Here is a 20,492-nt window from a genome sequence, read left to right on the forward strand (position 1 = left end):
CGACGTCACCGCGCTCACCCAGTCCGGCATCAACGCCGCCCAGGGTGCCTCGGTGGTGCAGGTCGCCGACGGCGGTCTTTCCCGTATCGGTGACGTGCTGCAGCGTATGAAGGCGCTGGCGGCCCAGTCCCTGTCGGGCGTGCCGACGGACAACGAGCGTGCGTTCATCGACGCCGAGTTCCAGCAGCTGGTGAGCGAAATCGACGGTATCGCCAACACGACTCGCTTCAACGGCGATTCCGTGCTGAACGGCACCGTCGCGACGACCGAGTACTTCGTCGGTACCAACGTGGGCGACAACATCACCGTCGACTTCACGAATCTGGCGAACGGTGCGGGCGTTGCCGCCTTCACGGCTGCCGCCCTCAGCGTGAACAGCGCCTCTGTGGACACGGCCGCCGACGCCGCTTCCGCGATGTCGCTGATCGACGCGGCGATCGACAGCGTCTCCGAGGCGCGTGCGACGGCCGGTGCTTTGATCTCCCGTTTCGAGTTCCGTGGTCAGCAGATCGCGACCTCGCTGGAGAACATCGACGCGGCCAAGTCGTCTATCATGGACGTCGACCTGGCGGCCGAGCAGAGCAAGCTGGTCTCCAACCAGGTGCTGGTCCAGGCGGCCGTCTCGGCGGTCTCCCAGGCCAACCAGATCCCGCAGTCCTTGCTGCGCGTTCTGCAGTAAGCCCGGATTGTCTGGGAGGGTGGGCTCTCGGGCCTACCCTCCCACCCGGTCCGGCAAGCCCCGCTTGAGGAGGGCTTTGAGCGATGGACACGACAATCAAGAATGCCGCCACGACAATGGTGGTTGCGAATGCCAAATCTGCGTCGGCGAAGGTGCCGCCGGTGGATACTCAGGCCGCAGCCCCGGAATCGGTCGAAACGACCCAGGCCGTCCAGGCCAGCGGACGATCCAGCAAGCCGGAAATGCAGCAGGCGGCGCCGAACGCCGCGCTGACCACCTACAAGGATCATGACAGCGGCCGCCTGATCGTGCGGGTCTACGACCGCAAGAACGGCGACATCCTGGTCGAATTTCCCCCGGAGAAGGCCTTCCGCAGCGTCGAGGAGGTGATGCGGGGCGTCGGAAAGAACCCGAAGAAGGTCATTTCGGTTTAGCTTAACCTATTGATAACCATTATTTCTTAACGAATTTGAAGCGAAATCGGCAGTAGTCTTCGGGGATTAGGAGAAGTCCAATGCCTCTGGCAGGAACAACAGGTTCGGTTTCCTTCGTCGGAAACTCCCCGCTGCTGACCGGCTCGTTTTCGGGTCTGGACACGGCTGCCATCATCGAAGCCTCCATTGCCGTCAAGCGCATTCCGATTGATCGGCTGGATGCGAAGATCTCCGAAAACACCACCCGCATAACGGCCTTCAACGAATTCAAGGGCCTGCTGAGCAGCCTGCAGTCGGCAGTAAACGGTCTGCGCAATCCGCCGGGCTCCACCGGCATCCTGAACAACGTATTCGAGCAGAAGTCGGCCTTCGTCTCCTCCAGCACCTCGACGCCGGCGACCGAGATCCTGGGGGCCACGGCAACCAACAATGCCTTGGCGGGCAAGTATGACATCGTCGTCCACCAACTCGCCCAGGCCCACAAGGTCTCCGGCGGGACGCTGGCCGACACCAGCACAGCCTTGGGGGTGACCGAGACGCTGACCGTTGGCCTGGACGGCGGCACCACGGCCGAAGTCGAAGTCACCTCGGATATGAGCGCGGCCGACGTGGTCTATGCGATCAACGCGGTGTCCGGCACCACGGGCGTCAGGGCCTCCGCCCTGAAGATCGCCGACGGCGACTACCGCATCGTCTTCACGGCGGAAGAGACCAACAAGGCGATCCAGATCACCGGCGACAGCGGCGGCGCCACTCTGGGCGCGGCAGGACTGAACGTCTCCGCCGACAACGGCGCAACCTTCGACACCGAGCTCACAGCCTATCAGCCAGCGCGGATTCAGCTCGACAATATCGGCACGATGATCGAGCGCGACACCAACGAAATCGACGACCTGATCGATAACGTCACGATCGATCTCTACAAGGCCGATATCGGCACGACCATCACGCTGGAGATCGAGAACGACCTCTCCGCGGCGCGCGGGCAGATTGAGGCTTTCGTTACCGCCTATAACGACGTGAAGTCCTTCATACAGTCCCAGCAGCAGGTCTCCGAAGACGGCGAGGTCGACGCCTCAGCCATTCTCTTTGGCGACAACCTGGTACGGTCGCTGGGCCGCGACCTCGGCAACGACATCGCAAACCTGGTGGACGGCCTGGACAGCGGTGCCCTGGCGACTTTGCGCGGTGTTGGTATCACGCTCACTTCTGAGGGCTTGCTCACCATCGACTCCGGGAAATTGGACACCAACCTGGTGGACAAGTTGGACCAAGTGCGTGGCGTGTTCGAGTTCAGCTTCCAGAGCTCATCGCCGGAGATCCGCTTGATCAGCCGCAACAACCTTCTGGATGTGGGCACCTTCACGATTACCGATCCTGGCGGGGTCATCAACGGCACCAACCTGCAAGTCGACGGCGTTGATGCCTTCAGCGTGCAGGGCAGCACCCTGAAGGGGCTCGCGGGCACGATCTACGAGGGAATGGTGCTGGCCTACAGCCGCAACGCCTCGGATGCGGGTGCTCTGGCCAAAGACATCACCATCACGACCTCGACCGGCATCGCTGAGCGCCTCTATCAGCGCCTCGACAACTATATCAATTCCGGCGACGGCCTGATGACCGAGGAAGTGACCCGCCTGACGGCCCTGAACGAAACGCATGTCGACAAAATTGCGTCGCTGGAGATCCGCTTGGTCGCCTATCAGGAAATGCTGATCGCCAAGTATTCGGCCATGGAGCAGGCTATAGCCCGGGCCGAGGCCATGGGTGACCAGCTCGAAGCCTTCCTCAAGGGCGGCGACGACTAGACTTGATCGCAAGATCGGGGACGGGGCCATGGTGACGACGCCCAGCAGGACCTAGGGATACGGGAACGTGACGCAAGCCTACAATGCACTTTCCGCCTACCAGGCGGCCGCGAAGATGACGTCATCTTTGGGCGCCGTGGTCATGCTTTATGACGGCATGATCAAGGAGGTGAAGAAGGCAAAGGAGGCGGTCGAGGAGGGCCGTATCGAGGATCGCTTCAACGCCACCCAGAAGGCGTGCAGGATCCTGCTTGGCCTGCAATCCCACCTGGATTTTGAAAAAGGTGGGGATGTGTCCCTGATGCTCGACCAGTTCTACCACACGATCTTCCGCGACCTTCAGAGCGTCAACATGAAGAACTCGTCCGCGCTCTGCGATGACATCGTCCGGGCGCTTTCGGAGGTGAGGGCGAGTTGGGCCGAACTGGCCGATAACGAGCGGCGCACCGGTTCGCCGGACGGGTCGGGGAAAAAGCCGGCGCCGTCGGACGACTCGGAGCCCCAGGTGGCGACCTCGGTCACTCTTTCGATCTGAGACGCCGCGGCTTCGCCGAACGCGGCCGCAAGGCTGCTCCAGCGCGCCTTTCTCGCTCGGCCAGGTCCTTCTTAAAGGTTCTCTTAGTAAATAACTGCTTAATGTGGTGGACGCGCCCGCCCGAGGTCGTCCGGCGGGTGCTCATGCACCACTCTCAGCACCCGCGAGCAGAAAATTCATGAGTCAGCAGCAGTCTACTCCCAACGCCGATAACGTCTCCGTTGAGAAGCAGGGCAGCCAGGGGCGCCGGTCCGCCGGAAAACGCGACAAAGGGAAACGCGACGTCAGCAAGACGATTGCGATCGCCTGGGAGAAGTATGAAGACGGCCGGATCAAGGTGGCTGTTGATCTGTTCAAGCGGGTGCTCAATGCTGACCGGGGCAACCCGGTCGCGACGGCCATGCTGGCGCTCTGCTATATGCGCCAGCGCCGCTTCCAGGAGGGCGACAAGCTGATGAAGCGGGCGCTGGAGGGGGCGCCGATGAATGCCGAGGTGCATTGCGTCTACGGAAAGATGCTTCATGGCATGGGGCAGATGGACCAGGCGGCCAATGCCTACAGCCACGCCCTGCAGCTGGATCCAGAGAACGGCAATATCTATCGTGAACTCGGGGTTCTGCTGATCGATGCCGGAATCATTGATCAGGCGCTGGAGGCGCTCGACATGGCGGTCCGCCTCAATTCGCGCGACGCCAAGGCCTTCTATCACCTAGGCCTGATCAAGAAGATGCAGGGGCAACTCAAGGAGGCGGTTGACGCCTACAGTATGGCTGTGGCCCTCAAGCCGGATCTCGCCGAGGCCCATATCAATTTGGCCAAGATCGCCATCGACTCCAAGAAGTACGATCTGGGCGAGAGGTCGTGCCTCAAGGCATTGGAAGCTAATCCCAAGCTGCCCCAGGCCCATATCAACCTCTGCATGCTGAAACGGCAGGAGGGCGACCTGGAGGCAGCGGTCCACTACGGCAAGAAGGCGGTACAGTACGATCCGATGAACGGTGCGGCCCATTCGAATCTGGGTAACGCCTATATGGATCAGCATCGCCACCGCGAGGCCTTGATCTGCTTTCGCAAGGCAATGGAATTCGAGCCGAGCTTTTCAACCAGCTATTTCAACTGCGCCAATGCCATGCGCCTGCTGCATGAGCTCGACAAGGCCAAGGCCCATTACGACAAGGCGATCGAGATTGATCCGGCTCGCGGCGAGTTCATCCACAACATGGCCCTGGTGTACGTGGAGCAGGGACGCCACAAGGAGGCACTGGAATGCTTCCGCAAGGCCGTTGAGCTGGAGCCGAACGAGCCGGCCCTGCAGTTCTCGCTTGCGCGCTCCTTGTGGCGCAACGAGATGTTCGAAGAGTCTTGGAAGTACTTCGACGGCGGCATGAAGGCCAAGCTGAGAAAGCCGTTCCGTATCTTCCGCAAGCCCCGCTGGCAGGGTGAGGATATCTCCGACAAGCGCATCCTGGTTTGGCGCGAACAGGGTATCGGTGACGAAATCGACTTCAGTCGCCGCTACGGCCATGTCATCGGCGTGTCCGGCGGCATGGTGATCGAGGCCGACAAGCGCCTGGTGCCGATCTTCCAGCGCAACTTTCCGACGGCCACCGTCCTGCCGGAACACCTCGACTCCAGGACGGATGCTGCGCGCGAGGATTGCGATGTCCATCTGCCGGCCGGCAACTTGCTGCAGTACTTCCCCTACGACGCCGAAGAACTGGCGATGAAGAAGAACTACCCGACAGACGACATCGAGGCGGCTGCGGCTTGCGGTGTGCGCAGCCGGAATGCCAAGAAATTTCTGCAGCCGGACCCGGCGCTGGTGGCCCAGATGGCCGAACGCGTGGCGGCGCTGCCGGAGGGCTTCAGGCTTGGGATCTGCTGGCGAAGCGGCTTCTCGCACCGTGACCGCGACATCCACTACACGAAGCTCGAAATGTGGGAGCCGATCTTCCGCATTCCCGGTCTCGTCTTCGTGAACCTCTTCTACGAGAAGTGCGAGGAGGAGATCGCCCGGGCGGAAGAGCGCTTCGGCATCAAGATCCACCGCTGGGACGACATCGACCTCAGGAACGACATGGAGGCGGCCTTCGCCCTGACCACCCAGGTGGACATGCTGTTGTCGACCGCCTCCTCGCCGAGCCGCATCGCCGAGGCGGTGGGCAAAGAGGTTTGGCTGATGACGGCCGGTGGACGCTGCGTGAATCAGCCGCCGACAGGCGAATACGGCGTGCCGCACCACCTCCACTGGGCGCGCCACTGGACCGAACCCTGGTCGGTGCTGATGGAGCGCATCGCCCGCGCGCTGGAGGCCCGCCTGAAGGCCTGAGGTGCAGAGTGTGAAATTGAAAAAAGGGCCGCCCCAGGGGCGGCCCTTTCTCTTTGCTTCCTTGATCCGCCGGCTTACAGCGCGTGGCGGACCTCGTAGCGGTCGTTCGGCAGAATGTACTGCCAGGCCAGGCGGTTCTCCGTATCGATGAAGATCGGCGCCCGCATGTTGACCGAGGTCTCGAAGCTGTTGCCCATGCGCCGGAAGGTGGCGATCAGCATGATCGCGCAGTTCGCCTGCGCGAGACCGAGATGCTGCAGGGCGGCCGCGAGGTCCTTTGCCTCGATCAGCCCGGCTGCCGGCTCGTAGGGCAGCACGATGAAGGACAGGTCGTCCGGCTCCAGCGCCTGCAGGAGCATGAAGCTGGACTGCGTCTCGCTGGGAATCATCGCCAGGCCGAACTGCTGATAGCCGACGAAACCGGGGATCGCCTTCGGGAAGGTTAAGGCCTGGTTAAGGTCGAATTCGATGACGCCGAAGCGGGTCTTCACCGTCTTCTTCTGATCCACACCGGAGGGAGGCGCCGAGGCGAACCCGCCGAAGGTGGCTGCTGGAGCTGCCATCCTGGCTGCCTGAGTCTCACGGGGCATGGTTAACTCCTTACTCTTGACGGCCTATTATCGCCGCAATCTGGTTACGAAATCGCTATTTCGCCGACTTATCTCAAATAGTTCAGCAGGCTCAACTGGCTGATCCTGGACAGCGCGAGGTAGGAGGCCTGCAGCTGCACCTCGTCCTGGGCCAGGCGCGTCGTGGCCTCGGCCACGTCGATGTCTTCCAGGGTGGAGACCAGGTTGGTCGAGTAGGTCAGGTAGTCCTCGTGGCCGGACTTGGCGGATTCCAGGACCTTGGAACTGGCGCCGATGCGGCCGCGGATGTCACTGAGGCCATCGACGGCCGACTTCATCAGGCTGTAGGCCTGCTCCAGAACCGCGTCGTCCTGGTTGGCGCCAGCATAGTCCATGTAGGAGAGCGCGCGCAGCAGCTCCTCGAATGCCGGCTCGTCGGCGGTGATGCCGTAGGGCGTCTCGAAGGTTTCGGCGCTGCGTACGGTCATCTGCAGGGTGTCGCCCTGATAGTAATCGAAATCGGCGGTGAAGGTGCCGGGCAGACCCGCCTGCGGCGTGTAGTTGACGTCACTGAGGTCAACGGCCGGATTGTTGGTCTGCGAGCCGGAAAAGAGGAAGCGGTCCTCGTGCTGGGTATTCATCAGGGATTCGATCTCGGACAGGAAGGTCGCGGCGAATTCCTCCAGTGGCACGTCGCTGATGTTGCTGCCAGACATCGCCGAGCTGAGGATGGAAAGCACCTCGGTGGCTCGATTGACCATCGTTCCGACCGAGGACTCCATGATGCTGAGGCGTGTGACGGCGGTATCGATGTTGCGGTTGAACTGCTGGGTCCGCGCCACCGAGCGCTCGACGTTGACCAGTTCGCTCGACTTCGTGGCGATGGACGAATAGAACTGCGCCTGCTTGCCGCTGGCGATCTGGATCTGGCGCTCGGCAAGACTGCTCTGCGTACGCATGGCAAAGGACTGCGTCAGAGTATGCTGGGCGTAGTTGGCAACGCGAAACATGACCGCCTCCTAACCTCAGGCCAGGCTGAACAGGGTGTCGAACATCTCGTCCACTGCCTGGATCAGGCGGGCCGAGGCGTTGTAGGCATTCTGGAAGATCGTCATGTTGGCGAGTTCCTCGTCCAGGTTGACGCCGGCCTCCGACTGGTACTGGGCCTGCAGGTTTTCGAAGAAGAAAGTTTGGTACTCCAGCGTGCTGTCCGCGGCCGCGGCCTGCGAGGCATTGAATGACAGGATGACGCCGGCATAGCCCGAAAAGGTGGTGCTGACCGCCGAGGGGCCGTTGGCGACGCTGGCATAGTCGAAGTTCTCGCCAAAGGCATCCGCCAGCTGCTGGGCGATCTCGTTGTCGCCGACGCCGAGCGTCAGGTTCGGCGCCGTTCCGCGCAGCATGCCGCGCGACAGGTAGGAGGGGTCGTCCACGATCGACTGGCGCACCTGAACGGTGCTCGAAATGCCGCTCTGGCTGCCCTGGTTCTCCAAGGTCAAGACGCCGCCGGTGAGCGACGGGGTCTCGAAGAGATCGTTGAGGCCGAAGAAGTTGGAGAAGCCGAGATAGTTCTCGGTGGCCGTGTCGCCGTCGGCGTCGAAGGTGATGGTCGCATCGCCCGAATCGGCGGCCGGGCCGTTGTCGAGGATCGCCAGGCGGTAGCCGGGTTCCAGCTTGATCTCCATGCGATCGGTATTCCACGCCGCGGTGCCGTAGCCCGGCGCCGTGGTCAGATAGCCGTCGATGGCGGCAAGGACGGCGTTCGGCGTGGTGCCGCCGGCGGCGATGGTCATCGGCGCGGTCACCGAATTGCCGTTGGCGTCCAGAATGGCAAAGGTCACGTCGGAGCCGAGCGTGAGGGCGTCGGCCGGGTTGGTGATGCTGCGCGAGCCGTACATCGCTGCCGGGTCGGTCGCCGCGGTGCCCTGGCCGAAGGGCGTGTTGGCGCCGCGGTTGTGCACCCGGTTCACCTCGTCGCGCAGCTGTGCGGCCAGCTGGTCGAGCTGGGCGGTCATCGCCGGCAGGGTTTCGTCGCGGGTCTCGATGAGAGAGCCCAGCTTGCCGCCGCTGATCTCCGTCGTGATGTCCGTGGTGGCGCCGTTCAGGGTGATGCCGCTGATGGTGCCCGGGTAGACCTCGTTGGCGGTCATGTACGGCGTGGTGGTGTAGGACAGGCTACTGACCGAGGTGCCGGAGACCAGCGAGCGGCCGGCCTCGGTGAACAGCCGGATCTGGCCGGTGGAGTCGGTGAATTCCTGCAGCTCCATGTATCCGGAGATGCTCTTCACCGCGACGTCGCGGCGGTCCTGCAGATCGCCGACCGGCAGACCCTTGACCAGGTTGTTGGCGATCTGCGCGTTGAGCTCGGCGATCACCTCCAGCTCGGCGTTGATGACGCCCACGGCGTCGGCGATCTCGGCATCGGCCTGGCTGCGCAGCTCTTGCACCTGGCTGCCCATGTCGTTGAAGTACTGAGCCATCTCCACCGCCTCGTTCACGGCGTCGAAGCGGTGCGCGGCGACCTCCGGGCTGTTGGCCACGTTCTCGATGGCCGTCGCCAGGTCGTTCATAGAGTTGCCGAGGGCATTGTTGTTGCCCAGCGAGCCGAACATCGTCTGCATCCGGGCCAGGTAGTCGGCGGTCACCTGGGAGGCGCCCATCGCCGTGGTTTCCTGCATCAGATCGCGGCGCAGGAACTGGTCGATGCGGCGCACGATCTGGGCCGTCTCGACACCGTAGCCGATGCCGCCCAGGGTGCGGTTCTGCTGGTCGTGGACCTTGCGTGCGTAGTCCGGCGTGTTGACGTTCGCCACGTTGCTCGAGGTGACCTGCAGGGCGGTCTGGTTGACCTGCAGGCCACTCAGGGCATTGAAGAGGGTGATGCTGAGCGACATGGTTTTCGTCTCACTTGAAGGGCGGGGAAGGCCCGCCGTTCCTCTTTCCCGGTCTGCCTAGAAACGTCTGCCTAGAAACGCTGGTCGATCTGCACGGAAACCGGCGGCTTGGCCGTCGGCTTGGCGAGGCCGCCCTTGCTCGAGTAGCCCCCGCTCTCGGTCTGCTGCTCCTCGACGGCGTTGACGATGGCTGTCGCAACGCGCTGGTTGGCGGTACGCGCGGCGTTGATCGCCACCTCGTTCTCGCTCATCACCGAATGCATGCGCTCCATCACGTCTTTCAGCTCGTCGCGCAGCACCGGATCGATGGCATCGGCGAAGGCCGGGTTGGCGCGCATCCCCTCGGTCTGCTTCTCGTAGGCTTCCACCAGACCCAGCTTGTGGTCCTGCAGTTCGCCGAAGTCGCGCACCCGCATGGCGCGCAGCAGTTCGACCTCGCGGCTCATCACCGCGGTCAGGTCCTGGACGATGTGGATCACCTGACGCAGCTCCTCTGCAGTCGGCGGAGCCGCTTCGGGCTGGATGTCACTCATTGCTGTTTCTCCTGCATCTTCAGGATCTCGCGCTGCACCGCATCGGCGATGCCGACGCCGCCCGACTGGGCGATCGCCTTGCCGTATTCCTGGACCATCATGGAACGGTAGATTTCCTCGCCCTGGCCGCCGCCGAACGGGCCGGCGGTATCGATGCTCTCGAACACCGGCGCCAGCATCTCGGAGAGGAACAGGGCCTCGAACTCCTGGGCCGCCCGCTTGGCCGCCTGGTCGGACATGGCGGCCTCGGGCGAAGACAGCTTGAAGCGGGCGAGCGAGGCGGTGATGTCGGTCGCGTTCATGGCTCAGAGCACCTCGATCTCGGCCTGCAGGGCGCCGGCCGCCTTGATCGCCTGGAGAATGGAGATCATGTCGCGCGGACCGATGCCGAGGGCGTTGAGGCCGTTGACCAGTTCCTGCAGGCTGACGCCGGAGGCCACCACGGCCAGGCGCTTGTCGCCGTCTTCGTCGACCTGGATGTCGGTACGGTCGACCACCTCGGTGTTGCCGGTGTTGGAGAAGGCGTTGGGCTGGCTGACCTGCGGGGTCTCGGTGATGCGGATCGTCAGGTTGCCCTGGGCGATGGCGACGGTGCTGATGCGCACGTTCTCGCCCATCACGATGATGCCGGAGGCCTCGTCGATGATCACGCGGGCCGGCTGATCGGTGCGCACGCGCAGCTGTTCGATGTCGGTCATCAGGGCGACCACGTCGCCGTTGTAGCGGTCGGGCAGGTTGATCTGCACCGTGGTGGGATCGAGCGAGCGGGCCGAGGCTTCGCCGGTGAAGCCGTTGATCGCCTCGGCGACGCGGCGCGCGGTGGTGAGGTCCGGGTTGCGCAGCGCCAGCTTGACCGAGCGCAGCTGCTCCAGCTCGAAGCCCAGCTCGCGCTCGATGATGGCGCCGTTGGCGATGCGCCCGGCGGTCGGCACGCCCTTGACGATGGTCTCGGCATTGCCCGCGGCGCTGAAGCCGGCGACGGCCACCTGGCCCTGGGCCACGGCATAGACCTCGCCGTCGGCGCCCAGCAGCGGCGTCACCAGCAAGGTGCCGCCCAGCAGGCTCTCGGCATCACCCAGGGCGGAGACCTGGACGTCGATGCGGGTGCCTTGGCGGGAGAAGGGGGGCAGGTCGGCGGTGATCATCACCGCGGCGACGTTGTCGCTGTCCAGATCCTCATCGCGGGCGTTGACGCCCATGCGCTGCAGCATGCCGATCAGGCTTTCGCGGGTGAACACCGCGCTGTCCAGATCGTCGCCGGTGCCGTTGAGGCCGACCACCAGGCCGTAGCCGACCAGCAGGTTGTCGCGCACACCCTCGAAATCGGCGACGTCCTTGATGCGCGAGGCGCTCTGGGCGGCGGCGGGGCCGGCAGCAGCACCCAGCATAAGGCCCGCTGCGACGCTCAGGCCCAGCATCAGGGCCGCGGCGAGGCGGGGCAGGCGGGCGCCGGCGAGGGCGAGAAGGAGACGGGCGTTCGGCATCAAGACATTCCCAAGGGGACCAAAGGGGCTTCGACTCAGTCCTTCCAATGCGAAAGCCGTGCCAACTGCCGGGGTTCCCGAAATGGCGGGAATTGGCGGATATCCGCGGGCCGGATCCGGGGCTGGCTGCCGGGGCGCGGCAAAAAGCGGGCGGGGACTGGGAAATTATTGCCGCTTTTTCAGAGGTTTAACGCCTTATTAACCGCGCGGGCGCAGTGTCTCCGGGTGTTTCCCGCGCGCAGGGTTGCCGCAGGGTTTGCCAGGGTAGTGTATGAAGATCGACCGTTTCTCCGGCCCGAAGGCCTCCGCCAGCCGCCGCAGTGGGTCCAGCGCCCCGACGGGCGGTGGCGGCTTCGCCAGGGCCCTGGCCGACGGCCCGTCCCAGACGGCCGCCCCTTCGGGTGCCTCGCCGGTGCAGGGCCTGAACGCCCTGCTGTCCCTGCAGGAGGTCGACGATGCAACCGACGGGCGCAAGCGTGCCCGCCGGCGGGCCGATGACCTGCTCGACCAGCTGGAGGATCTCAAGCTCTCCATCATGCTGGGCGAGGTGCCGCTGGCTCAGTTGGAGAATCTGGCCGGCCTGCTGGCGCAGCGCCAGGCCGCAACCGACGACCCGAAACTCGCTCAAATCATTAATGAAATTGAGATTCGGGCGGCGGTGGAGCTGGCCAAGCGGGGCCGCTGAACGCCGGCCGGCAGGCCGGAATCGGCCGCGGAAAAATTGTCGATTCCAAGCACTTGCCGGGCTAGGCAAATTCCATATACTCCCGGCGCGTTTTGGTACTCATTTACGGGACCAGGGATGACTGTCAAGTTGCCGAAGAACTACCGTCCGAAAGAGGACGAGGAGTTCATGAACCCGGTGATGCGTGAGTATTTCCGCCAGAAGCTGCTGCAGTGGAAGGCGGATCTGCAACGCGAATCGGGCGAGACGCTGCAGCACCTGCAGGAGGTCTCACTGCACGAGCCGGACATCGCCGACCGGGCGTCCCTCGAAACCGACCGTTCGCTGGAGCTGAGAACCCGCGACCGGGAGCGCAAGCTGATCTCCAAGATCGACGCGGCGCTCAGAAGGATCGAGGACGAATCCTACGGCTACTGCGAGGAAACCGGGGAGCCGATTTCGCTCCGCCGCCTCGAAGCCCGGCCGATCGCCACCTTGTCGATCGAATCGCAGGAGCGGCACGAGCGCATGGAGCGCACACACCGCGACGACTGAGACCTTCTGCGGCCAGGGCAGGAAGCCGGCACTGCCGCAGCGAAAGATCCCCAAACAGATAGCCAAAGGGCCGCGTCATACGACGCGGCCCTTTGTTTTTCCTGCATCGTCCCGGGTGCGAAGCGGGGTGGGCAGGGGAGGAAGCTTTCGCTCAGGCTTAGAACGGCCAGATGATGTCGAAGACCTGCTGGCCGTAGCGCGGCTGCTGGACGTCGGAGATCTGGCCCTGGCCGCCGTAGGCGATGCGCGCCTCGGCGATCTGGTCGTAATCGATGGTATTGACCGAGGTGATGTCTTCCGGGCGGATGATGCCGGCGACCTGCAGTTCGCGCTTCTCGTAGTTGACCCGCACCTCCTGGCGGCCGGCCAGCACCAGGTTGCCGTTCGGCAGCACCTGGGTGACCAGCGCGGCGACGCGCAGGTTGATCGACTCGTTGCGGGTGACCCCGCCGGCGCCGGCGCTGGAGGAATCGCTGTCCAGGTCGACCAGGTTGGTCGGGTCGACCGCGTCCGGCAGGATCCGGCCGAGCTGGGTTTCGAAGCCGAGGAAGGCGCTGGCCGAGGAGTTCTCCGCGTTGGTGCGGCTGCGCGTCGTCGCGTTGTTGATCGCTGCGTTGTCGGAGATCTCGATGATCACCGTCAGGATGTCGCCGACGTTGCTGGCGCGCTGGTCTTTCAGGAAGGCGCGCGAGCCCGGGCGCCACAGCGAGTTGGGCTGGCGCTCGACCGGCAGCGGCGCCGGCATCGGCAGCGAGACCGCTTCTGGCGCGGCCAGCGGGGCCGGGCTCTGGATGGCCGAGAGCTTGGGCTCCTCGCCGACGGAGGCGAGGCGGTTCATCATGTTGCAGGCACTCAAGGTGAGGCCGATCAGCGCGATCGCAATGGCGTTGCGCGCCATCCTGCCTGCGCTGTGCGCGGTGTTCGGGGTGTGGTTCATGGCACTCTTCTGGCTGCGGGACATCTGCCTGACTCCCTTTAGCGTTGGGCGGTGATGCTGGCGGGCACCACGATGACGGCGCCGCTGTCGACGACTTCGGCGTTTACGACGTTGTTGGACTTGGTGTTCATGACGCGGATGACGTCGCCTTGGGCACCTGCCTCCAGGGCGCGGCCCTGCACGCTCAGCTCCATGCGCTGGGTGCGCAGGCGGATGGTCACCAGGCTGTTCTTGGCCACCACCACCGGGGTCTCCAGGTCGGAGGAGCGCACGATATCCTGTGCGCGGATCGGCCGGCGCGGGCTCATGCCCACCAGGCTGGCACTGTCCAGCACCGCGGTGCGGGTCAGTCGGTTGGCCTGCACGCTCATCCATTCGATATCGCGATCGCGGATGACCTCGCCCGGTTTCACGTTGCGTGTCAGCACCGGGATCTCGGTCATCGCCAGCGCGCGGCCGGTGACGCCCAGGCTGACCGCCGGCTCGCCGGCGGCCGGCGCCACCACCTGGGCGAGGAAGCGCCCGTTGCTGGGATCGAGGGTAAGGCGGGTGACCTTCACGCCGCCGCCGCTGGTGCTCGGCAGGCGCAGGCGCAGGTCGGGATTGTCAAAGGAGAGCTGCACGTCGCCGTCGATACCCTGCTCGGCCAGCGCCAGGCGCAGGGCCGCCTCGACCTCCGCGGCGGGGACGTCGCGGCTGGCGCGTGTCAGGTTGACCCGCTCGTAGCGTGAGCGCGGCTGCCACGGCAGGTCGTGCGCCTTGGCCAGGGCGTAGAGCCAGCGCGTGCCGATCTCGATCGACACGCCGGGCTCTGGAGCGCGCGCCACCGGCGTCTCGGCCAGGGCCGGATCGCTGATGCCGTCGAAGAGGTCGTGCAGGCGCACCACCGCGTCCTCGACCAGCGTTTCGGCGCGCAGGATGACGATGTCGCCGGCCGCGGGGACCGTCTTGGCCGTCTTGCCGGCGGCCGGCGCCGGGACGGCGGCGGCAAGGACCAGCAGGATGCCGAGCGTGACGGCGGCGATGGCCTTGTTGAGCATGCTGTGCATTCGGCTCTCCCGCTTACCTGAGCTGCGTCACGGAGCGCATCATCTCGTCGGAGGACTCGATGACCTTGGAGTTCATCTCGTAGGCGCGCTGGGCGGTGATCAGGTTGGTGATCTCCGAGACCATGTTCACGTTGGAGGTCTCGAGCGCGCCCTGGATGATCAGGCCGAAGCCGGCCGAACCGGGCGTTGCCACCGAGGCGTTGCCCGAGGCCGCCGTCTCCAGCAGCAGGTTCTGGCCGATGGCGTCGAGGCCCGCCTCGTTGGCGAAGTTGGCGAGTTCCAGCTGGCCGACGCGGACCGGGGCGACCTGGCCGTCGAGATCGACATAGACCTCGCCGCTCTCGTTCACCGAGATGGAGACCGCGTCGTCGGGCACCGTGATGCCCGGCTGCACGATGTAGCCGTCGGCGGTGACGATGTCGCCGTCGGGGCTGAGCTGCAGGCTGCCGGCGCGGGTGTAGGCGGTCTCGCCGCTGGGCGTCTCGACCATCAGGAAGCCGCGGCCGTTGATCGCCAGGTCCAGCGGGTTTTCGGTCTGCTGGATGTTGCCCTGGCCGGAAATGCGGTAGATCGCCGCCGACTTCACGCCGAGGCCCAGCTGCACGCCGGTCGGCACGATGGTGCCGGCATCGGAAGAGGCGGAGCCGACACGGCGCATGTTCTGGTACAGCAGGTCCTGGAACTCCGCGCGGTGGCGCTTGAAGCCCGTGGTGTTCATGTTGGCGATATTGTTCGAGATGACTTCGACATTGAGCTGCTGAGCCAGCATGCCCGTCGCGCCGATGTTCAGAGATCGCATCGCTCAGACCCTCGCTTTAAGCTTGTGACGTGCCGCCGAGCGACTGGATCGCGCGGCGCAGGCGTTCGTGTTCGTCGTTGACCAGCTTGCCGGTGGACGTGTAGTGGCGCACCGTCTCGATCATCTTGGTCAGCTCGATGATGCCCTGGACGTTGGAGCCCTCGATCATGCCCTGCATGACTTCGGCGTCCTCGTTCGGCAACGGATCCTGGCCGTCGGCGTCATAGAGGCCGTCGGCCAGCTTCACCATCGCCTGCTCGTTCTCGAAGCGGACGATGCTGAGACGGCCTACCGGGCCCAGGTCGGTGGAGATGGTGCCGTCGCGGGTCACCGTCACGTCGCGGCTGTTGGGCGGCAGGACGACCGGATTGCCGCCTTCGCCCAGTACGCGCTGGCCGCTGGAGGTGACCAGCTCGCCGGCGGCGTTCAGCTGGAACACGCCGTTGCGGGTGTAGCGGGTGCCGACCGGGGTCTCGACCTCGAAGTAGCCGTCGCCGGCGATGGCGAGGTCCAGCGGATTCTCGGTCGTCGTCATCTGGCCTTCGGTCAGATTGCGCACCAGGGAGATGTCCTGGACGAAGCTCATCTTCTCGCCGCTGTCGGAGGTCTCCAGGTACTCGACGAAGAGCATGGACTGGCCCTTGTAGGCCGGGGTGTTGAGGTTCGCCATGTTGTTGGCGATCACATCCATCTCCCGCCGCAGGACCATCTGGCGCGATAGCGCGATATAACCGGCGTTTTCCATCTTTCTGACAATTCCTCGTTTGGGCAGTGCCAGGCGTCCTGCCCGGCGCTCAGTCTGACGCAAGCCCCGTGCCAGACGATGAGGCGAGGAAATCCAAGGCGTTGGGGTGCACCTCGGGGCGGCAGGGCCGGATCCTGGCAGAGCTTGCCGGGCAGTTCTTGCCGCGGGCGGAGCGCAGCGGGCGGGGGGCCGTCCCTCAAGGCCCGGCTGGGCAAAATTGCTGCGAAATTCTGGTCGGAACACAGCCTCGCTCAACCAAGTCTTAACCATCGGGCTTTAGGCTCTAACTGGGCGAAAACTCAAGAGAAATAGGTTGACTGGTATGGCCGATCAGGCGGTGACTCAAGATCTCGGCGACATGGAGATCGAGGCGACCCCGAAGGGTGGCCTCAACGGTAAGAAGCTCGTTTTGTTCATCATTCTGCCGCTGCTGTTGCTGCTCGGCGGTTTCGCGGGCGCGTATTTCGCCGGCCTGCTGGACCCGCTGCTGGGCAAGCACGAGCCCGTGGTGGAGGAGCAGAAGGCCCCCGAGCCGGTGACCGTGTTCTTCGACCTGCCGCAGATGCTGGTGAACCTCAATACCGGCGGCAAGAAGAACAACTACCTGAAGATCGCCATCAGCCTGGAGCTGACCAGCGAGGCAGCCCGCGCCGAGCTGGAGACCCTGCTGCCGCGCGTGATCGACAACTTCCAGGTCTACCTGCGCGAACTGCGGGTCGAGGACCTGCGCGGTTCGGCCGGCGTGCAGCGCCTGCGCGAAGAGCTGCTGATGCGCGTGAACGCCGCGGTTCACCCTGTCGAGGTGAAGGACGTGTTGTTCAAGGAAATGCTGGTCCAGTAGGGGCGGCGACGAAGGGCAAAGCCCTCCGTACGCCGGCGCTCGGACCGAGCCGAACTTTAAGATGTATTTTCGATCAAAGGGTTAGTGGCTGATATGGCCGACGAAGAAGCGATGATGGCGGAGTGGGAAGCCATGGCCGACGAAGGCGACGACGACGCCGACGGCGCTGCCGCTTCGGCCGCAGCCGCCCCGGCCGGCTCCACCCGCGTCCTCGACCAGAGCGAGATCGACAGCCTGCTGGGCGTCGCCGCCACCGGTGGCGAGGAGGGTGAAGAGTCGGGCATCCAGGCCATCCTCAACTCGGCGCTGGTGTCTTACGAGCGCCTGCCGATGTTGGAGGTGGTCTTCGACCGCCTGGTGCGCATGATGTCGACCTCGCTGCGCAACTTCACCTCGGACAACGTCGAGGTCAGCCTCGACAACATCACCTCGGCGCGCTTCGGCGACCACATGAACTCGATCCCGCTGCCGGCGATGCTCTCGGTCTTCAAGGCCGAGGAGTGGGACAACTACGGCCTGATGACGGTGGACAGTGCGCTGATCTATTCCATCGTCGACGTGCTGCTCGGCGGCCGCCGCGGCACCGCCGCGATGCGCATCGAGGGCCGCCCTTATACGACCATCGAGCGCAACCTGGTTGAGCGCATGGTCCACGTGGTGCTGGCCGACCTCTCGGCCGCCTTCGACCCGCTGTCTCCGGTCACGTTCCGTTTCGACCGCCTGGAGACCAACCCGCGCTTTGCCACCATCGCCCGGCCGGCCAACGCGGTCATCGTGGTCACCCTGCGCGTCGACATGGAAGACCGCGGCGGCCTCATCGAACTGCTGATCCCCTATGCCACGCTGGAGCCGGTGCGCGAACTGCTGCTGCAGATGTTCATGGGCGAGAAGTTCGGCCGCGACTCGATCTGGGAAGGCCATCTCACCGCCGAGCTGTGGCAGACCGACATCACCATCGACGCGGTGCTCGACCAGGTTGAGATGCCGCTCGGCAAGGTCCTCGAGTGGATCGAGGGCAGCCAGCTGGAACTGAATGCCACGCCGAACTCGAAGATCGAGCTGCGCTGCGGCGACGTGCAGATGTTTCGCGGGAAGATGGGACGGCGCGGCGGCCACATCGCCGTGCAGGTCTCCGATAAAATCGTGCGGGAGGGAGAATCCTGATGGCTTGGCTGCAGGACTACGGTCTTGTCTTCGATATCGTCATCTGCCTGCTGCTGGTGACCACCATCGGCTATGCCGTGGCGCTGAACCGTAAGCTCAGCGTCCTGCGCGCCGCGCGCGGCGAGCTGGAGAAGCTCTTCGGCGACTTCGCGGCGGCGACCGGCCAGGCCGAGGGCGGCCTGCAGGCGCTCAAGGAAGGCAGCGCGCAGGCCTCCGACTCTCTTGCCAAGAATGTTACCGACGCCTGCCGCCTGGCCGAGGAGATGGCCTTCCTGGTGAAGAAGGGCAACGAGATCGCCGATCGCCTGGAAGTGCAGATTGCCGCGTCGCGCAAGGTGAACCAGGCGGCGGCCGTCGGCCTCTCCGGCCTCGGCACGCAAGCTCCCGCGCCGGCGCCGCGCGCGGCGGTGGAGACGGTGAAGCCGCAGGCGCCGCAGGATCCCGCCGCCGAGGCGGCCGCGCGCGGTATCGCCAAGCTCGCCAAGCGCAAGCTCTCGGGCGCCGACAGCGAGCTGATGCGCACCCTGCAGGCGATCCGCTGACCCGCCGCCGGAAAGAAGGTCCTTCCATGCGTTTCCGCTTCCTGCCGGTCCTCATCCTGGTTGCCATGCTCGGCACCGGCATTAAGCTCGCCGGACTGTGGCACAGCTTCGGCGGGCCGACGCCCGCCTTTGCCGCCGCGGACGCCCAGCCGCTGCAGACCGATGCCGGCGATCCGGCGGCGGAAGAGGCACCGGCGGCGCCCGGCGACGCGATGCCGGGCGAGGGGGCGGCGGAGGCCGGGACCGAAGGGCCGATCCCGCAGGGCCAGATCACCAATCTCTCGACCGACATCTTCGAGATGACGGATGAGGAGCTGCAGTTGCTGCAGTCGCTCTCCCAGCGCCGCGAAGAGTTGGAGCAGCGTGCCCGCGACATCGACGAGCGCGAGATTCTGCTGAAGGCGGCCGAGCAGCGCATCGACCAGAAGATCAAGGATCTCGAGCGTCTCCAGGCCGCCATCGAGGCCGTCCTGATCCAGCACGACGAGCAGACCGAAGAGCAGATGCAGAGCCTCGTGAGGATTTACGAGAGCATGAAGCCGAAGGATGCCGCGCGCATCTTCGAGGAACTGGACATGGAGGTGCTGCTCGAGGTGGTCGAGCGCATGAAGGAGCGCAAAACCGCCCCGATCCTGGCCCAGATGAACCCGGAGCGGGCCAAGGAGGTCACCCTCGAGCTGGCCCAGCGCCGCGAGCTGCCGATCCCGCGGGAATAGGCATAAAGACAGGATCTTCTTTAGTTTTTTACCGAGTATTAACGCCGATTGGCTAGGTTTTCGGTGAATTCACACGCGTCTCTAGTAGGCAAGTTTACATACGGGAGTTTAACCGATGTCGTCAGTCGACATGAGCATGCCGATCCTTATCGTGGACGATTACAAGACCATGCTGCGGATCATTCGTAATCTGCTGAAGCAGCTTGGTTTCACCAATGTGGACGAAGCTACCGACGGCAGCGCCGCGCTGCAGAAGCTGCGCGACAAGGAATATCACCTGGTCATTTCCGACTGGAACATGGAACCGATGAGCGGCATGCAGCTGCTGACCGAGGTCCGTGCCGACACCAAGCTGAAGGACCTGCCCTTCATCATGATCACGGCCGAGAGCAAGACCGAGAACGTGATCGCGGCGAAGCAGGCCGGCGTCAGCAACTACATCGTGAAGCCGTTCAATGCAGCGACCCTGAAGACCAAGCTCGCTGCCGTTCTCGGCAACTTCTGAGCCCAGGTCACGATACTCCCGTAATTGGGCAAGGAGGCGCGTCATGGCTGTCGCGGCAGTCAAAGAGAAGATCGCGGTGCAGCTTCAGGAGTTGCAGAAGGTCGACGGCTCGATTAGCCCCGACGACCTGCTCGGCATCGTCGAATCGGTCATCGACAGCATGGAGGGCGACCTCTCCGCTGTCGGCCTGAAGGTCTACGCCGACATCGAGGCGCTGGCGAAGTACATCAACACCGCCCGCGCCGAAATCGCCGAGCTCCGGCCCGACGATATCAATTCGGAACACCTGCCGGCGGCGACCGATGAGCTGACGGCGATCGTCGGCTCGACCGAGCAGGCGACGCATCAGATCTTCGAGGCGGTGGAGACCATCGAAACCCTGACCGAGAAGATGGACCCGGCCGTGGCCGAGCAGGTTTCGGCGGCGGTCACCTCGATCTTCGAGGCCTGCGGCTTCCAGGACATCACCGGCCAGCGCATCACCAAGGTGGTGACGGCGCTGCAGCAGATCGAGTCCAAGGTCGACGCCCTGCTGCACGCCTTCGGCGATGACATCAAGAAGGATGGCGCGCCGCGCGGCGCGCAGAAGAAGACCACCACGCCGAGCGGCAAGCCCGCCCGCCCGGACGAGGATCTGCTGAACGGCCCGCAGCTGCCCGAGAACGCGATCAGCCAGGACGACATCGACGCGCTGTTCGGGTGAGGCCGCA

Annotated in this window: 23 protein-coding genes; 13 read left to right on the forward strand and 10 right to left on the reverse strand. The window is 64.6% G+C overall.

The annotated features are described in order from the left end of the window. From WDC82_RS17240 to WDC82_RS17260, 5 genes are all read left to right on the forward strand, one after another. Window positions 1-679 (forward strand): flagellin (locus WDC82_RS17240; protein WP_340118609.1); only part of this gene is annotated, 679 nt, incomplete at its 5' end. 83 nt (window positions 680-762) lie between these two features. After that, the gene (locus tag WDC82_RS17245; protein ID WP_340118611.1) at window positions 763-1,113 is read left to right on the forward strand and encodes a flagellar protein FlaG; all 351 of its coding nucleotides are present in this window, start codon (window positions 763-765) and stop codon (window positions 1,111-1,113) included. Window positions 1,114-1,193: 80 nt separating this feature from the next. After that, window positions 1,194-2,921 carry a flagellar filament capping protein FliD gene (gene fliD, locus WDC82_RS17250; protein ID WP_340118612.1) on the forward strand — a complete coding sequence of 576 codons (1,728 nt, stop codon included), beginning with the start codon at window positions 1,194-1,196 and terminating at the stop codon, window positions 2,919-2,921. A gap of 67 nt (window positions 2,922-2,988) precedes the next feature. After that, window positions 2,989-3,456 (forward strand): flagellar export chaperone FliS, encoded by a 468-nt coding sequence (gene fliS, locus WDC82_RS17255; protein WP_340118613.1) that lies wholly within the window; start codon window positions 2,989-2,991, stop codon window positions 3,454-3,456. Between the two features lie 178 nt (window positions 3,457-3,634). Then, window positions 3,635-5,785 carry a tetratricopeptide repeat protein gene (locus tag WDC82_RS17260; protein WP_340118614.1) on the forward strand — a complete coding sequence of 717 codons (2,151 nt, stop codon included), beginning with the start codon at window positions 3,635-3,637 and terminating at the stop codon, window positions 5,783-5,785. 74 nt (window positions 5,786-5,859) lie between these two features. Here WDC82_RS17260 and fliW read toward each other — a convergent pair whose 3' ends face one another. The 6 genes from fliW to WDC82_RS17290 all read right to left on the reverse strand — a co-directional run bounded on the left by fliW (window position 5,860) and on the right by WDC82_RS17290 (window position 11,265). Then, on the reverse strand, window positions 5,860-6,348 hold the full coding sequence (gene fliW / locus WDC82_RS17265) for a flagellar assembly protein FliW (protein ID WP_340118615.1): 489 nt from the start codon (window positions 6,346-6,348) through the stop codon (window positions 5,860-5,862). A gap of 95 nt (window positions 6,349-6,443) precedes the next feature. Beyond that, entirely contained in the window at window positions 6,444-7,364 is a 921-nt protein-coding gene (locus WDC82_RS17270) for a flagellin (RefSeq protein ID WP_340118616.1), read from the reverse strand. A 15-nt stretch (window positions 7,365-7,379) separates the two neighbouring features. Next, window positions 7,380-9,248 carry a flagellar hook-associated protein FlgK gene (flgK, locus tag WDC82_RS17275; RefSeq protein WP_340118617.1) on the reverse strand — a complete coding sequence of 623 codons (1,869 nt, stop codon included), beginning with the start codon at window positions 9,246-9,248 and terminating at the stop codon, window positions 7,380-7,382. A gap of 71 nt (window positions 9,249-9,319) precedes the next feature. Further along, complete coding sequence (locus tag WDC82_RS17280; RefSeq protein ID WP_340118618.1) at window positions 9,320-9,781, reverse strand: hypothetical protein; 462 nt, start codon at window positions 9,779-9,781, stop codon at window positions 9,320-9,322. Beyond that, window positions 9,778-10,083: a rod-binding protein gene (locus tag WDC82_RS17285; protein ID WP_340118619.1), complete on the reverse strand. Its 306-nt coding sequence runs from the start codon at window positions 10,081-10,083 to the stop codon at window positions 9,778-9,780. Before WDC82_RS17285 ends, WDC82_RS17280 begins: the two co-directional genes overlap by 4 nt. A gap of 3 nt (window positions 10,084-10,086) precedes the next feature. Further along, on the reverse strand, window positions 10,087-11,265 hold the full coding sequence (locus WDC82_RS17290; RefSeq protein WP_370661563.1) for a flagellar basal body P-ring protein FlgI: 1,179 nt from the start codon (window positions 11,263-11,265) through the stop codon (window positions 10,087-10,089). Window positions 11,266-11,536: 271 nt separating this feature from the next. Between WDC82_RS17290 and WDC82_RS17295 the strand changes: the two genes are divergently transcribed. Both WDC82_RS17295 and dksA read left to right on the forward strand, forming a co-directional pair. Beyond that, the gene (locus WDC82_RS17295; RefSeq protein ID WP_340118620.1) at window positions 11,537-11,950 is read left to right on the forward strand and encodes a flagellar assembly protein FliX; all 414 of its coding nucleotides are present in this window, start codon (window positions 11,537-11,539) and stop codon (window positions 11,948-11,950) included. A gap of 117 nt (window positions 11,951-12,067) precedes the next feature. Beyond that, window positions 12,068-12,484 (forward strand): RNA polymerase-binding protein DksA, encoded by a 417-nt coding sequence (gene dksA, locus WDC82_RS17300; protein ID WP_340118621.1) that lies wholly within the window; start codon window positions 12,068-12,070, stop codon window positions 12,482-12,484. A gap of 157 nt (window positions 12,485-12,641) precedes the next feature. Here dksA and flgH read toward each other — a convergent pair whose 3' ends face one another. From flgH to flgF, 4 genes are read right to left on the reverse strand one after another with little or no spacing between them, the layout of a single operon-like run. After that, window positions 12,642-13,445, reverse strand: a complete 804-nt coding sequence (gene flgH / locus WDC82_RS17305; RefSeq protein WP_340118622.1) for a flagellar basal body L-ring protein FlgH — start codon at window positions 13,443-13,445, stop codon at window positions 12,642-12,644. Between the two features lie 14 nt (window positions 13,446-13,459). Then, window positions 13,460-14,470 carry a flagellar basal body P-ring formation chaperone FlgA gene (gene flgA / locus WDC82_RS17310; protein WP_340118623.1) on the reverse strand — a complete coding sequence of 337 codons (1,011 nt, stop codon included), beginning with the start codon at window positions 14,468-14,470 and terminating at the stop codon, window positions 13,460-13,462. A gap of 13 nt (window positions 14,471-14,483) precedes the next feature. Next, complete coding sequence (flgG, locus tag WDC82_RS17315) at window positions 14,484-15,269, reverse strand: flagellar basal-body rod protein FlgG (RefSeq protein WP_340118624.1); 786 nt, start codon at window positions 15,267-15,269, stop codon at window positions 14,484-14,486. 16 nt (window positions 15,270-15,285) lie between these two features. Next, window positions 15,286-16,014, reverse strand: a complete 729-nt coding sequence (gene flgF, locus WDC82_RS17320; protein WP_340118625.1) for a flagellar basal-body rod protein FlgF — start codon at window positions 16,012-16,014, stop codon at window positions 15,286-15,288. Between the two features lie 322 nt (window positions 16,015-16,336). Between flgF and WDC82_RS17325 the strand changes: the two genes are divergently transcribed. The 6 genes from WDC82_RS17325 to WDC82_RS17350 all read left to right on the forward strand — a co-directional run bounded on the left by WDC82_RS17325 (window position 16,337) and on the right by WDC82_RS17350 (window position 20,485). After that, the gene (locus WDC82_RS17325; protein WP_340118842.1) at window positions 16,337-16,855 is read left to right on the forward strand and encodes a flagellar basal body-associated FliL family protein; all 519 of its coding nucleotides are present in this window, start codon (window positions 16,337-16,339) and stop codon (window positions 16,853-16,855) included. 93 nt (window positions 16,856-16,948) lie between these two features. Beyond that, a complete protein-coding gene (gene fliM, locus WDC82_RS17330) occupies window positions 16,949-18,019 on the forward strand; it encodes a flagellar motor switch protein FliM (protein ID WP_340118626.1) in 1,071 nt (356 codons plus the stop codon). After that, window positions 18,019-18,561 (forward strand): DUF6468 domain-containing protein, encoded by a 543-nt coding sequence (locus WDC82_RS17335; protein ID WP_340118627.1) that lies wholly within the window; start codon window positions 18,019-18,021, stop codon window positions 18,559-18,561. The genes fliM and WDC82_RS17335 overlap by 1 nt, the downstream gene beginning before the upstream one ends. 26 nt (window positions 18,562-18,587) lie before the next feature. After that, window positions 18,588-19,277, forward strand: a complete 690-nt coding sequence (locus tag WDC82_RS17340; protein WP_340118628.1) for a magnesium transporter MgtE N-terminal domain-containing protein — start codon at window positions 18,588-18,590, stop codon at window positions 19,275-19,277. Between the two features lie 115 nt (window positions 19,278-19,392). Further along, window positions 19,393-19,782 (forward strand): response regulator, encoded by a 390-nt coding sequence (locus WDC82_RS17345; protein WP_340118629.1) that lies wholly within the window; start codon window positions 19,393-19,395, stop codon window positions 19,780-19,782. 43 nt (window positions 19,783-19,825) lie between these two features. After that, complete coding sequence (locus WDC82_RS17350) at window positions 19,826-20,485, forward strand: protein phosphatase CheZ (RefSeq protein ID WP_340118630.1); 660 nt, start codon at window positions 19,826-19,828, stop codon at window positions 20,483-20,485. Window positions 20,486-20,492 lie beyond the last annotated feature (7 nt).

Origin of the sequence: Pelagibius sp. 7325 (assembly GCF_037652055.1) — a bacterium.
Lineage (GTDB): Bacteria > Pseudomonadota > Alphaproteobacteria > Kiloniellales > Kiloniellaceae > Pelagibius.

Coding starts and splice junctions, on each gene's coding strand:
- WDC82_RS17245 (WP_340118611.1), top strand. CDS start 763: ATGGACACGACAATCAAGAATGCCGCCACGACAATGGTGGTTGCGAAT.
- fliD (WP_340118612.1), top strand. CDS start 1,194: ATGCCTCTGGCAGGAACAACAGGTTCGGTTTCCTTCGTCGGAAACTCC.
- WDC82_RS17260 (WP_340118614.1), top strand. CDS start 3,635: ATGAGTCAGCAGCAGTCTACTCCCAACGCCGATAACGTCTCCGTTGAG.
- fliW (WP_340118615.1), bottom strand. CDS start 6,348: ATGGCAGCTCCAGCAGCCACCTTCGGCGGGTTCGCCTCGGCGCCTCCC.
- WDC82_RS17270 (WP_340118616.1), bottom strand. CDS start 7,364: ATGTTTCGCGTTGCCAACTACGCCCAGCATACTCTGACGCAGTCCTTT.
- flgK (WP_340118617.1), bottom strand. CDS start 9,248: ATGTCGCTCAGCATCACCCTCTTCAATGCCCTGAGTGGCCTGCAGGTC.
- WDC82_RS17280 (WP_340118618.1), bottom strand. CDS start 9,781: ATGAGTGACATCCAGCCCGAAGCGGCTCCGCCGACTGCAGAGGAGCTG.
- WDC82_RS17285 (WP_340118619.1), bottom strand. CDS start 10,083: ATGAACGCGACCGACATCACCGCCTCGCTCGCCCGCTTCAAGCTGTCT.
- WDC82_RS17290 (WP_370661563.1), bottom strand. CDS start 11,265: ATGCCGAACGCCCGTCTCCTTCTCGCCCTCGCCGGCGCCCGCCTGCCC.
- WDC82_RS17295 (WP_340118620.1), top strand. CDS start 11,537: ATGAAGATCGACCGTTTCTCCGGCCCGAAGGCCTCCGCCAGCCGCCGC.
- dksA (WP_340118621.1), top strand. CDS start 12,068: ATGACTGTCAAGTTGCCGAAGAACTACCGTCCGAAAGAGGACGAGGAG.
- flgH (WP_340118622.1), bottom strand. CDS start 13,445: ATGTCCCGCAGCCAGAAGAGTGCCATGAACCACACCCCGAACACCGCG.
- flgA (WP_340118623.1), bottom strand. CDS start 14,470: ATGCACAGCATGCTCAACAAGGCCATCGCCGCCGTCACGCTCGGCATC.
- flgG (WP_340118624.1), bottom strand. CDS start 15,269: ATGCGATCTCTGAACATCGGCGCGACGGGCATGCTGGCTCAGCAGCTC.
- flgF (WP_340118625.1), bottom strand. CDS start 16,014: ATGGAAAACGCCGGTTATATCGCGCTATCGCGCCAGATGGTCCTGCGG.
- WDC82_RS17325 (WP_340118842.1), top strand. CDS start 16,337: ATGGCCGATCAGGCGGTGACTCAAGATCTCGGCGACATGGAGATCGAG.
- fliM (WP_340118626.1), top strand. CDS start 16,949: ATGGCCGACGAAGAAGCGATGATGGCGGAGTGGGAAGCCATGGCCGAC.
- WDC82_RS17335 (WP_340118627.1), top strand. CDS start 18,019: ATGGCTTGGCTGCAGGACTACGGTCTTGTCTTCGATATCGTCATCTGC.
- WDC82_RS17340 (WP_340118628.1), top strand. CDS start 18,588: ATGCGTTTCCGCTTCCTGCCGGTCCTCATCCTGGTTGCCATGCTCGGC.
- WDC82_RS17345 (WP_340118629.1), top strand. CDS start 19,393: ATGTCGTCAGTCGACATGAGCATGCCGATCCTTATCGTGGACGATTAC.
- WDC82_RS17350 (WP_340118630.1), top strand. CDS start 19,826: ATGGCTGTCGCGGCAGTCAAAGAGAAGATCGCGGTGCAGCTTCAGGAG.